11 protein-coding genes are annotated in these 12,760 nt (G+C 44.9%); 6 read left to right on the top strand and 5 right to left on the bottom strand.

Annotated elements, in window-relative coordinates; all coding sequences use genetic code 11:
• Positions 1 to 7 precede the first annotated feature (7 nt).
• Together EIP89_RS04840 and paaZ are read right to left on the bottom strand one after the other, a co-directional pair.
• Positions 8 to 409 carry a hypothetical protein gene (locus tag EIP89_RS04840; RefSeq protein WP_124397534.1) on the bottom strand — a complete coding sequence of 134 codons (402 nt, stop codon included), beginning with the start codon at positions 407 to 409 and terminating at the stop codon, positions 8 to 10.
• Between the two features lie 365 nt (positions 410 to 774).
• Positions 775 to 2,823, bottom strand: coding sequence for a phenylacetic acid degradation bifunctional protein PaaZ (gene paaZ / locus EIP89_RS04835; protein WP_124397533.1), 2,049 nt, complete (start codon positions 2,821 to 2,823; stop codon positions 775 to 777).
• A 17-nt stretch (positions 2,824 to 2,840) separates the two neighbouring features.
• Between paaZ and EIP89_RS11740 the strand changes: the two genes are divergently transcribed.
• The 6 genes from EIP89_RS11740 to EIP89_RS04805 all read left to right on the top strand — a co-directional run bounded on the left by EIP89_RS11740 (position 2,841) and on the right by EIP89_RS04805 (position 7,303).
• The gene (locus EIP89_RS11740; protein WP_371851061.1) at positions 2,841 to 3,551 is read left to right on the top strand and encodes a DUF4271 domain-containing protein; all 711 of its coding nucleotides are present in this window, start codon (positions 2,841 to 2,843) and stop codon (positions 3,549 to 3,551) included.
• A 25-nt stretch (positions 3,552 to 3,576) separates the two neighbouring features.
• Positions 3,577 to 4,326, top strand: a complete 750-nt coding sequence (locus EIP89_RS04825; protein WP_124397531.1) for a uroporphyrinogen-III synthase — start codon at positions 3,577 to 3,579, stop codon at positions 4,324 to 4,326.
• Between the two features lie 5 nt (positions 4,327 to 4,331).
• On the top strand, positions 4,332 to 5,087 hold the full coding sequence (locus EIP89_RS04820; RefSeq protein ID WP_124397530.1) for an enoyl-CoA hydratase/isomerase family protein: 756 nt from the start codon (positions 4,332 to 4,334) through the stop codon (positions 5,085 to 5,087).
• 5 nt (positions 5,088 to 5,092) lie between these two features.
• Entirely contained in the window at positions 5,093 to 6,052 is a 960-nt protein-coding gene (locus EIP89_RS04815) for a DUF3078 domain-containing protein (protein ID WP_124397529.1), read from the top strand.
• A 2-nt stretch (positions 6,053 to 6,054) separates the two neighbouring features.
• Positions 6,055 to 6,336 (top strand): hypothetical protein, encoded by a 282-nt coding sequence (locus EIP89_RS04810; RefSeq protein WP_124397528.1) that lies wholly within the window; start codon positions 6,055 to 6,057, stop codon positions 6,334 to 6,336.
• A gap of 196 nt (positions 6,337 to 6,532) precedes the next feature.
• Positions 6,533 to 7,303 carry a LysM peptidoglycan-binding domain-containing protein gene (locus EIP89_RS04805; protein ID WP_160160519.1) on the top strand — a complete coding sequence of 257 codons (771 nt, stop codon included), beginning with the start codon at positions 6,533 to 6,535 and terminating at the stop codon, positions 7,301 to 7,303.
• A 15-nt stretch (positions 7,304 to 7,318) separates the two neighbouring features.
• On the opposite strand, the gene EIP89_RS04800 is transcribed toward EIP89_RS04805, so the two are convergent.
• From EIP89_RS04800 to dusB, 3 genes are read right to left on the bottom strand one after another with little or no spacing between them, the layout of a single operon-like run.
• On the bottom strand, positions 7,319 to 10,090 hold the full coding sequence (locus tag EIP89_RS04800) for a hypothetical protein (protein ID WP_124397526.1): 2,772 nt from the start codon (positions 10,088 to 10,090) through the stop codon (positions 7,319 to 7,321).
• Between the two features lie 25 nt (positions 10,091 to 10,115).
• The gene (gene pcaF / locus EIP89_RS04795) at positions 10,116 to 11,321 is read right to left on the bottom strand and encodes a 3-oxoadipyl-CoA thiolase (RefSeq protein ID WP_124397525.1); all 1,206 of its coding nucleotides are present in this window, start codon (positions 11,319 to 11,321) and stop codon (positions 10,116 to 10,118) included.
• 6 nt (positions 11,322 to 11,327) lie between these two features.
• Complete coding sequence (dusB, locus tag EIP89_RS04790) at positions 11,328 to 12,308, bottom strand: tRNA dihydrouridine synthase DusB (protein WP_124397524.1); 981 nt, start codon at positions 12,306 to 12,308, stop codon at positions 11,328 to 11,330.
• Positions 12,309 to 12,760 lie beyond the last annotated feature (452 nt).

The raw sequence follows: 12,760 nt of genomic DNA, 5'->3' as shown, positions 1-12,760 counted from the left end.
TGTATTGCTATGGATTTTGATTGTAAAAGAATTTGTAGTTTCCAAAGGCGGTAAAGTCACCGTTTCGCTCGAAAAACATAAAGAGTATTTTATTTCGACCTAAGCGAAGTAGATGAGCTTCGTTGACATTTGCATCAGAGCCCGTGGTACACTCACAGGAAACCATAAAGGCGGTGTGGTCACGGTCAATCTGGTCTCGCCGGTGAATTATAAAGCGGGTAACAGTCCCTTTTTCGTTGGTGTAGATTATGTGTGTAGGAGTGATGGAAATATGCTGTGTACTTGCCTTTTTTCCATTTAAGATGTCGCCCCTCTGACCTACGTCGATGTAGTCGAAGGTGAAGTTTTGTGCATGAGATGAGAAACGAATGACGAGTAATAAAGTAAATACCAGCAGGTAGTTATTCATAAATCAAAATTCTTTGAAACATCGGATAGGATGGATAATGCAAATGCGGTAATCGAAGAAAATGAAGAGTGCAAGGGTGTTTGTGGGTTGAAGAAGTGGGAATATTTGGTACATGTAAAGAAAATAAAGCGGCCGGAAGGCCGCGTATGCGTGAGGGATAGGAGCGGATATGAGCCGCAGCGGGTGGGCTGCAGCGCACAGGCCGAGGCTGGCTGGCCCGAAGGGCAGACAACGCAGGCCGATGTGCTGCGCTCACGCGCAAGGCGAATATGAGCGGATAGCCCGACCCCGGCGAAAGCGCTAGTGGCGCTTTGCCGGGGGCACGCCCAAAAATCAAAAAAAGGGATTGTGATAGAGCTTATGGATTAGCTTTGATTGCGTTTTTTCACCATCGTCAGAATGGTGGCTACCGCGACGGATTCACCGGTATCGTCGTACACATCGACGTAAAACTTCACAATGCCGCGGGCAATGTCGTCGGGTGAGCGCTTTTCCTGGCTGATTTTTTCTTTAACGGTGAGTTTTACACCGATGGTGGTTCCGGGATACACGGGTTTGGTGAAGCGGCACTCTTCAATGCCATAGTTAAGCAGCACAGGGCCTTTTTTGGGGTCGACAAACAGGCCTGCGGCTTTGGAGAGAATGAAGTAGCCGTGGGCAACCCTGCGTTCAAAGAGGGTGCCTTCGAGGGAGGTGGCGTCCATGTGGGCGTAAAAATTATCGCCACTTACATTGGCAAAGTTTACGATATCAGCTTCGGTTACTGTGTGCTTGTGGGTATAGACGGTGTCGCCTACTTTGAGATCTTCGAAGTATTGGCGGAAGAGGTGGGGCTCAGCTTCTGGACGGCTGGCACCGGGCTGGTAGATTTGGGTGATTTCGGTGATGGTATCGGGGTGGCCTTGTATGGCTGTGCGCTGCAGATAATGCATCACTCCGCGTACACCTCCCATTTCTTCGCCACCACCGGCTCGGCCCGGACCTCCGTGAGTGAGCATGGGCATGGGTGAGCCGTGACCGGTGCTTTCTTTTGCACAGCGACGGTTGAGCACGAGGATGCGGCCGTTGAGGTGAGCGGCTTCGAGGGTAAAGTGGGTTGCTTCCTTGTCGTCGTTTGTGATAATGGAGGTAACGAGCGATCCCTTTCCAAGGCCTACGAGGGCTACGGCTTCTTCCAGCGTTTTATAGGGCATGATGGTCGACACTGGTCCGAAGGGTTCTACCTCGTGTACGGCGGTGTTTTTGAAGGGATTATTGTTTCGGAAGATAATTGGCTGTACGAAGGCGCCACGGCTGGGGTCGGCTTCTACGAGTTGAAGTTCTTTAGAGCCGTCGAAAACTACTTCTTGTTCGCGGGCGAGGATTTCGAGGTTTTTCTTTAGCCGATCTACTTGAATGTGCGCAGCCAATGCACCCATGCGCACGCCTTCGGCTTTTGGATTGCCTATGCGGGTAGAGCGCAGCCGGTCGGCCAGGGCGCGTTCGACAGGTTCGACGAGGTGCTCCGGCACTATGATTCGGCGTACGGCGGTACATTTTTGACCGGCTTTTACAGTGATTTCGCGATGAATTTCCTTGATGAAAATCTCAAATTCCGGGTCATCTGGCTTGACAGTAGTGCCCAAAACGGAAGCATTCAGCGAGTCAGCTTCCAGATTGAAGGGAATGGATTCTTCTACAATGTGAGGTAGTGCTTTAAGCTTTTTGCCGGTGGCAGCTGATCCGGTGAAGGTGACCACGTCTTGATTGCGCACGTGGTCGAGTATGCCTCGGCCGAGGCCAGTGACCAGCTGGAGAGAACCTTCAGGCAATATGGCAGAGTCGATGATGTGCCTTACAACAAGTTCAGTGAGGTAACTGGTGTATTCGCTTGGCTTCACTACGGCAGGCACGCCGGCCAGAAGGTTGACGGCGATCTTCTCAAGCATACCCCATACCGGGAAGTTAAAGGCGTTGATGTGTACGGCTACACCTCGGCGAGGTACCATGATGTGGTGACCAATGAAGGTGCCGCCTTTTGAAAGGTTGACCGTTTGACCATCTACGTGATAGGGTTTGTCGGGAAACTGACGGCGCAAGCTGGCGTAGGAGAATAGATTGCCGATGCCCCCTTCGATGTCGATCCACGAGTCGGCTCGAGTGGCGCCTGTGGCGTAGCTAAGCTCGTAGAAGATTTCTTTGCGTTCTGTAAGGTAAAGGGCGAGATTTTTGAGCATTTGGCCTCGCTCTCTGAAAGTCATAGCCCGTAATGCGGGGCCGCCTACACGGCGGCCATATTCAAGTATTTCAGCATAATCAAGTCCGGCTGACGATACTTCGCCGATCACCTCGCCGGTTACGGCATTGCGGGCCACGTACTCCACTCCATTACACGCTACCCATTGGCCCATTACGTAATTTTCTATTTTTCTCATCCCGTTGGTTTTGGCCGGTGAAGTTAATCTACTCGGCTGTAAAGACGAAAAGAAAGTACTTTTGTGGCGTGGAGATCGTCAGCAAAGTACAGGGAGATTGGTTTTTTTACACAATAGTATTGTGCATTTTTTTGCTCGTTTTACAAAAAAATATATGGGCAAAAAATGTGTATTTTTATTTGAGAATTTTGTGGATATTTAATCTAAAAAAGGTAGAGGATGAACTTGATAATGTGAAGTTTTTTAACTACTTTCCGTTGTATATCAATTATATTTTTGTATTGACTTTAGCCATATTGCTTTTCTTTAATTTTGTAATAAAGGCCGGTGGATTGGCGCTTAATGAATGGAGTTTTCTCAGATTACTTCTCGGATTAAGTGTTTTTTTACTTACAAAAAACCTCTTGCAACAATTTGTTCTTGCTTTTTTTATTCAGGGGAATGATTCTGAATTTTTAAATAGAAATTTCGAGCTTGGGAATTCCTTTATAGGTATTTTAGCAATTCCCTTTTTATTCATTAGCTTTTATACGTTAAAATATTCTCTTGTTCTTTTGTGGATTACTCTTTTTGTTGGTTTGGCGCTTTACCTCTACAATCTCGCGAAAATAGCTTGGTACATGTACAAATTTGAAAGCTTGTCACCATTGTTTATTTTGGTGTACCTTTGCAGTGCCGAAATTCTTCCTGTGTTTTGGATTACAGGTTGGATGAGCGGTAAGTTGTAAGGAAGGCATAAAATTTCATAGGGCTTTGAAAATCAAGAGTATACTAATATCGCAGCCAGATCCCGGCAATGAACCTTCACCCTTCAAAGATTTAGCAGAGAAATACAAAATAAAGGTCGATTTTAGACCTTTTATCGAGGTGAAGGGTGTGGACATAACCGAGTTTAGAAAATCAAAAGTCAACCTTGCTGAATACCCTTCAGTAATCTTCACCAGCAAAAATGCAGTAGATCATTTCTTCAGAATCGCTGAGGAGTGTAGATATTCCATTCCCGACGACTTAAAGTATTTCTGCATAACTGAGAGCATAGCGCTCTATTTGCAGAAGTACGTAGTATATCGCAAGCGCAAGATTTATTTCGGAAAGAATTCTATCGGAGATCTGCTGCCGATGATGAAAAAGCACAAAGACGATAAATTTTTGCTGCCTTCATCAGACATTTTGAAGCCAGAAATTCCCACAATTCTCGACGGTGCTAAAATCAATTACAAGAGAGCAATTCTATATAAAACAGTCTCAGCAGATCTATCGGACCTTAGAGATGTAACCTACGATGTGCTTGTGTTCTTTTCGCCACAAGGCATCCAGTCGCTTTTTGACAACTTCCCCGATTTTGTACAAAACGACAAAAAAATCGCAGGCTTTGGCAGCACGACACAAAAAGCCATTTTAGACAAAGGGTTGCGCCTTGATATACCTGCGCCCACACCAGAGCACCCAAGTATGGCAATGGCTCTCGAAGATTTTATAAAGAAAACCAACAAGGGAAAATAATTCTCATGCAACCCTACGTACGCACGTCCATTAAGGAGCGGATAGCTGAGGTAGAATTTTTTCATCCGGCGGGTAATTCGCTGCCATCGAGTATGCTCAGAGAACTGGCCGATGCTTTTAAAAGGCTTTCGAATACGGATGAGGTGTCGGTCATTGTATTGCGCAGCGGAGGCGATAAGGCCTTTTGTGGAGGTGCCAGTTTTGATGAACTCATTCAAATCGAAGATTTAGAGCAAGGAAAAGCCTTCTTTTCGGGATTTGCTAACGTAATCAATGCAATGCGCAAGGCACCACAGGTCATCATTGGACGAATCCACGGCAAAGCCGTTGGTGGAGGGATTGGCTTGGCGTGCTCGTGCGATTACACCTTTGGCACTACACATTCACACATTAAATTATCGGAATTAGCCGTTGGCATAGGTCCCTTTGTGGTAGGGCCTGCCATAGAGCGCAAAGCCGGCAAGGCTGCATTCAGTGAAATGGCACTCGAACCGGCTGTCTGGAAGTCGGCTGAATGGGCACATCAAAAGGGTATATATCAGTATTTGGCAAAAGATCAAACTGAGCTCGACGAAAAGACAATGGCATTAGCCATGCAGCTCACTGAGTACAATCCACAAGCGCTTTACGAACTTAAAAAAATTTTTTGGCAGAATACAGATGATTGGGATGTTTTACTTCCACAGCGCGCTGAAATTAGCGGTAAACTTGTGTTAAGTGACTTTACAAAGTCGTTTATTAAAAAATTTAAGAATAAATAAATTACATGGGTAGATTCATTGCGGTAGGAGCATTGCTTCTGCTAGTGAGTTTTTGTTTCTCTCAGAATGTAGAAGATGTCTTTAAAAATATAGAAAAAAAGGGTAAAGCCGAAAATGCTTCTGACCAGTGGATGTTTGATGGAATTTACAACCTGGCAGTAGCTCAAACGACTTTAACAAACTGGGCTGCCGGAGGGAATAACAACTTCAACATTTCAGGTGTATTGCGCCAAAGAGCCGGAAAAGCATTTAATGGATGGAATTGGTTTAACTTGCTAGAGGCGAATTTGGGATATAACTTCCAGCAAGACGTTACTGTAAAGACAGATGACCGACTGGAGTTCACCACCAGACTCGATCGTGCACTGGGAGAATCAAAGTGGAATGCGTCGCTTTTTGGAAATATTCGAACGCAGTTTGCCGACGGATTTCGCAATCCGGCTGATACCGTCCGAATATCGACCTTTATGGCTCCGGCCTATGTGTCGTACGGGCTTGGTCTCACCAATACAAGTATTAAAGATTTAGCCATTTATATCTCACCCATTCAAGTAAAACAAACATTTGTGCTCGACGATTCTTTGTTTGAAAAAGATCAATTTTTTAAAAAAGAAATTCCCAATGTTTCGCGGTTTTCAAAAGGAGGTGTGCGTACGGAAATGGGTGCTTTCGTTGAATTGATTTACAAGAAAAAGTTACAAAACAATGTCGATATTTTTTCAAAATTAAATTTATTTTCTAACTATCTCGATCGACCTCAGAACATTGATGTAAACTGGGACAATATTATTGTGTTTAAACTGTATAAATATTTGTCAGTAAGCTTTCAACTTCAGATGATTTACGACGACGACGTTTTGGTAAAAGACACCAACGGTGACGGTAAAGCCAATGCACCTGCTTTACAGATCAGGCAAATTTTGGGTGTTGGTTTTTCGTATTCTTTTACAAATAAAAAATCTTGATTATGATTCGGGAGAAACTTCGGAAAAAATGGTTTGTTCATGCGGTGGTAGGTCTTTTATTAAATGGTTTTGGCCTCAGTTTGTTGGGCGAAGCAATAATCATGAAATCGCAAAATCAAAGCAATCTGTGGATTCTCGTGGGTACCCTTGCGCTTATTTTTATAAATGCCGGAATTAGTACCATAGGTACGGCTGTGAAATACAGGGTACATTTGGACAATGCAATTCAATACAAAAAATCGCATAGTCTTAGAAGATCTCAGAGGGAAGACAAGGCGGAATAAAATTCTTTTTTCTGCATTTTTACAATTAGCTTTTTGCTTCTTTTCAACCTCACAAGACATTTATAAATGGCTTGAACTGCGTTACTCCCTTGATCCACCTTCAGCTGTGCCCAACTATTATTATGAAGTATCTAACCTTGTAAAAGAGGTAACGCCCTTTGCGAAAGCTCTCAAGAACGAACATGCTTTAAATTTTTTGCGAAAACACTCTTTAAGACAGGTAGTCGGTATATCCTATTTCAAAACGCTTTACCCTAACGTAAGTGATTCTGCTTTTGCATTAGCAGTTCTGCTCACAGGTTTACAAGAAAACTATTTGGATAAAAATGAACAAGCCGGAGCTGCAAAGCTTTCGGTTTTTCAGGGATTAGAATGTGGATTTAGAATAGATCCATACATCGACGAGCGATTTAACCTTTACGAGAGTTTATTGTGTCTTCAGCATTGGATGCGACAGTTGCGTTGGGATTCTCAGTCTCAACTTCAACAAAGCGACTTTGATAACCCATTGACTATCTGGAAGCAAGCCTTTAATCTGCTTGTATCTTATTTTCAAACAATTACACCGGCTGATAATTTTCAACCGAATACATCTTACACGGTGGTAAGGCATAGCTTCGATGTTTTGCTTGGCCAATGGATGGTGTCGAGAAATGACATTCGCCTGACGCAATCGCTTAATCCTGCATTGCGCACTGAAGTAGTACCAAAAAATTATCCAATAAAAATCCCTTCGATCCTTAATGAATTTAACGAACCAAAACCTTGGGCAGTAAAAAAGAGTGAAATTTCATCAGAACAGGAGAGAAGTCCACGAAAAACGTATTATACTGTAAAAAAGGGAGATACACTTACATCTATTGCACGCCGATTTGGCACAAGTGTGCAGGCTATAAAAGCCGAAAATCACTTGAAGTCAGATTTAATAGCCCCTGGTCAAAGAATTGTGATCTCGGTGGAGAAATAATCAGAGAAAGTTTTTTCAAAACCACCCTCGGCGCAGTCGTTGCTGGATAGCATTCACGTCGGGATTAATGAGAAAACGAATGGTAGGCAGATAACCTGGATTTATGCCTGCTCGGGTGTGTGATGTGTAGAGGGGGAAATAAAGTTCTAAAAAGTCGGTTACAAATGCCAATCGTATTCCTGCTCCATGGGCAAATACTCTGTCGCTAAATCCAATATCTCCATAAAGACCAAAAAATTTCCATACAGGCACACTCAGGTTGGCTGTGGCCATCCAGTGCTGGGCAAATAACCCTGTAGCTGCTCTAAACCCTCCGTCTGTTACAAACATCTGTTGGCTCCAGATGCCTGTGCTGTCACTTCGGCCGTAGAAGAGGAAGTCGAAGTTGTAATCAAGGGTGCCCGACATGCCAAAGTTGTAGAAGGCATTGACCGCCGGTATGTTGTTTCGCAGAAATTGGCCGTAAAACACCCGAGCAATCAGCCATTTCTTATTGGGAAGCATCCAGCGCTGATCCCATTCGCCAAAAACTTTAGTAAATGCTGAGGCGTGTTCGGCATTCAGCTTCAGGATGGTAGGCCGGAGTATGGAAGTGTATTCCATAGTGTAGTTTAGGCTAAAAACTCCATAACTGGCATTGGTGATGGATACTGGTAACTCCTGAAAATCGGGCGGCAACTCCCGCTGCACATCTACATAGCGAAGTCGTGTGATGTGAAATGTTTTAGAACGCGGATTTGCCTTTCGCCACCACAGCCGCACCGTGGGCGACCATCGACTAAAAGCCAGTTGACGGTCGTAGTGAAAATACTTGTAAAAAATGCCCGCGCGAATCATGTGAAATGGCCCTTTTTGAAGAGCATAGTTGGCCGTAAAACTGGCTGTACCGGTCAGTTTACCTGTACCGGTCGAAAATTGAGGGCTGATCAGATACTCATACTTCTTGAGCAGCAATCCATTGTTGTACAGCGACAGGCCGAGCAGAATCTGATCGTAGGCATTGTAGTTGACCATTGGAAACCAATACAACTGATTCCGCAAAGGGTCTTCAAGCCCGGTGTAGAATTGAAGCTTAAGAGGTTCAAAGCGCCTGAACATTCCGCTGGTTCGGATCTGGTTGTTGTGGTGATTTATTTCGGGCGTTATAAGCTGTGCGTCGATAATAATGCGTTCAAACTCTTCTATGTGAATAGGGATTTTTTTCGTTCCTCTGTGTCCTTCAAACCACTGGGTAATAAAAATTTTCCCGTCTTTTATGCCCGAAATAGGTATGGGTGCTGCTGTTTTTCCCTTGTTTTTGACCGTTACCACTTGTGTGTAGTTGCACCGTAGGGAGTTTAGTAAGGCATAGTCTAATTTTTTGTTTTTGGCATATATGTCATCGGTAAACCAATCAAGAGATTTGTGATGATTTTCGGATAAAAATTGATGAAATCTCTCCGGTGAGGCAAAAGCAGCTGTCGATAGAGCTTCATAGATCAGTTTTCTGAATTTAAAATCGCCCAAGTATCCCTTAAGATGAAAAAGCGATGTCACATATTTGGCCACACCGGCACCGTCGAGGTGCAGACGCGAAGCATCTGAATACACATCGCTCAGCGGCTGTGAGAGTCCTTGTCTTTCTGTAAATAGATAAATCAATTGATTTTGATAGTGATAGGGAAGGTATTGCAAGCCAAAAACCGATCCCACCCAAGAGTTGGCCAATGGCCCTGCCAATTGAATTTCAGGATGATACTTTTTAATGTATTCGTATTTAAAATACTCGGCTATCGAACTGTAAAACACAGGAAACTTCCAGCGATCACCATACACATAGCGGGCACAAAGTGCTTCGAAATAAGCAGTAGCTAAAGAAGCCGGAAGGTAATCAGACACAACCGGCATTCTGATCGGCAGCCAGTAACCGTTGGGAAATATGCGGTTTTCAATACTGCTTACATCTACAAACTGAAGGTTTTGCATGGATTTCTGGCGATATTCCTCTTCCAGATATTTTGAAATTGCTGTGATTTCCTGAAGGGCATTTGAGAGCTTTGAAATATTCTCAGGACGTGCGTACACAGCGATGTGTTCTTTGCCCCGCACAGAGGGCAATCGGATGAGTGTACGCGTAAGAAACAGATTTAAGTGCTGAAGGCTATCAGCCTCAACTTTCCAGCGCACTGCCGTATCGAGATACTCAGATATAACTATTCCCGGCGCAAGTAGGCTATAGCTCACATCGGTATCGAGCGTCATGGAGTACCTGACCCGAGGCAGGTTGAGGTATAAATGTGCGTTGAAAGGCGAAATATTCTCTCCATCGGCCCATTGTGGATAGAAAAATTGTAGTAAGATATCCCCTCCCTGTAGCATAGCCGTCACCGGAAACGGATGCTGAATGATGGGCACCGTAAAAGTGAACGTGATCGAATCGGTCTTACTGTTATACAGTCCAAATACTTCTGAAACTAATGGGTGTCTAATTAATTGATGATTTTCTTCGAAGGTAGGCAGCTGAAAAGCTCTTTTCTCCCTGAAAAAGTAAAGCTCGGCATTCTGATATTCATCCTGTTCGCGGCTATAAAAGGATTTTTCATCAGCCAATGCCTGTGGCATGTAATAAAACCATACGGTATCGCGCGTCGGTAGATTTTTCCAGTTGACACGCACATGCAGAAGGTTTCTTTTATGGTCAATGGATGTGTGTATGCTACAGGTAGGTAACCCTTGAGAGTAAACTTGCAAAGACAGCAACAAGATGAGCTTATACAGCCCCCATTTAATCGCACGACTTATTGCCATGAAGACCTACTGCTGAATACGGCCATTAGGCCTTTTCTAAAACGACTGCATACCCTTGTCCTACACCAATGCACATGGTTACCAAGGCATAGCGCCCACCAGTAAGGGAAAGCTGAAGTGCAGCTGAATAGAGGATCCGTGCACCCGACATTCCGAGGGGATGCCCCAAAGCTATGGCACCTCCGTTGGGATTAATTCTCGAATCGTCATCTGCCAGTCCCATCAGTCGGGTACACGCCAATACCTGAGCTGCAAATGCTTCATTGATTTCAATAATATCTATTTGATCGAGCGTAAGACCTGCTTTTTTCAATGCAATTTCCGAAGCTTTAACGGGGCCAATCCCCATAATTCTGGGTTCTACACCGGCCACACCCATGCTCACCATTCGGGCAAGGGGCTTTAAGCCATGGTTGTTTGTATATTCTTCTGATGCAATAATCAACGCTGCGGCTCCGTCATTCAATCCAGAGGAGTTACCCGCAGTTACTGTCCCATTTTTTCGAAATGCCGGCCTAAGACCTGCCAACACTTCCGGCGTAGTATCCGGCTTTAGAAATTCATCTTTGTCCACTACGATTGGATTGCCCTTTTTCTGCGGGATCTCTACTGGAGCTATTTCTTTAGATAATCGACCATTTCTTTGAGCTTCAGCGGCTTTCATCTGGCTGCGGTAAGCGAAGAGGTCCTGATCTTCTCGGGAGATGCTGTACATCTCTACGAGATTTTCCGCTGTTTCGCCCATGGCTTCTGTCCCGTACATCTGCTGCATTTTTGGATTGATAAACCTCCAGCCAAACGAGCTGTCGTACATCTGGCTGTCTGTGCCGTAAGCTTTGGAAGGCTTACTGATTACATAAGGTGCACGGGTCATATGTTCTATGCCTCCGGCTATTATCACCCTGGCGTCACCTGTGCGAATGGCGCGCATAGCGTGTACAGCAGCAGCCAATCCGCTGGCGCAGAGGCGATTTACTGTTTCTCCAGGTACTGTTACGGGCAGCCCGGCTAGTAGTAGCGCCATGCGCGCCACGTTGCGGTTGTCTTCGCCGGCCTGATTGGCACATCCCATTACTACATCGTCTATTTCGTGTGGTTGAATTGCGGATTGACGTTTTAAAACTTCAGCAATCACATGAGCGGCCAGATCATCAGCCCTTACCTCAGAGAGCGCTCCTCCGAATTTTCCTATGGGCGTGCGCACTCCGTCGATTATAAATGCTTGATTCATTATTGATTATACAAATTCGAGTTGACGTATTTCATTTAATATTTCCAGTACTTCATCCTGGGAGTTGCTGGTGAGCAAACGAACTTTTAAAGGTTTGAAGTTGGGTATTCCCTTGAAGTAATTTGAATAATGACTGCGCATCTCAATCAAGCCCAACTTTGGTCCTTTCCATGAAAGGCTGAATTCCAGATGCTGCAGACAGGCATCTACGCGCTCCTCGATCGTCGGTTGAGGGAGCAGTTCTCCTGTAGCAATGTAGTGCTTTACCTCTCTGAAGATGAAAGGATATCCAATGGCAGCACGTCCGATCATGATACCATCTACACCATAGCGATTTTTGTACTCTAAGGCCTTTTGTGGCGAGTCTATATCACCGTTGCCAAAGACCGGAATGTGAATTCTCGGGTTTTCTTTTACTCTTGCGATCAGAGTCCAGTCGGCTTCTCCCTTGTACATCTGAACGCGTGTACGGCCGTGAATGGTCAGTGCTTTTATACCTACATCCTGAAGGCGTTCAGCCACTTTCTCTATGTTTTTGCTCGACTCATCCCAGCCAAGGCGTGTTTTTACCGTTACCGGCAGCTTGGTGCTTTTTACCACCGCCTTAGTTAGGCGTTCCATCAGAGGAATATCTTTTAGTACGGCAGCCCCCGCACCTTTGCACACCACCTTTTTTACCGGGCATCCAAAGTTGATGTCCACAAGGTCGGGCCCAGTCGCATCTACGATTTCCGTGGCCATAGCCATAGCCTCCTCGTCACCGCCGAAGATCTGAATGCCAATGGGTCGCTCATAATCAAATATATCCAGTTTTGCACGGCTTTTTATGGCGTCGCGTATCAGCCCTTCAGAGCTGATAAACTCTGTGTACATCAGGTCAGCCCCATACTTTTTACACACCTTTCTGAAGGGAGGATCGCTCACATCCTCCATCGGTGCCAGCAGTATTGGGAAGTCGCCCAATTCAATATCGCCGATTTTTACCATATACAGATTACTGGTTGCAAAGATAGGTACACTTTAACGGCAAGAAGTGTTTGAACCATAGCACATTAAGATTCATCAAGCCATTTACACACTCTAAATCCCCCTGTCACAAATCATCAAGTAGCTGAATTTTTTTAAAAAAATTTTTAATTGGGCGTGCCCCCGGCAAAGCGCTAAAGGTGCTTTTGCCGGGGTCGGTGTCCTACAGTGTCCGCTTCGCTTCCGTGCTTCGCTGCGCTACGCACCGCGCTGACGCGCGACTTCCGGCCACCTCACGCGACCCGCTCAGGCTTCTAACGACACGCATTACATCTTTCTGATTTTTAAAAATTGCGAAAGCATTCGCAAAATATTTAAAGAATATGCGGAAGCAATCGCAAAATTTAAAAGTAATGTAAATTTGAAAGATAACGATGACACTAAATAATAGATTAAAATACTGATTAGTAATG

This window comes from Thermaurantimonas aggregans, assembly GCF_003851885.1.
Lineage (GTDB): Bacteria > Bacteroidota > Bacteroidia > Flavobacteriales > Schleiferiaceae > Thermaurantimonas > Thermaurantimonas aggregans.
The sequence above is the reverse complement of the archived record's forward strand: the minus strand, read 5'-3'. Positions and strand labels throughout refer to the sequence as shown.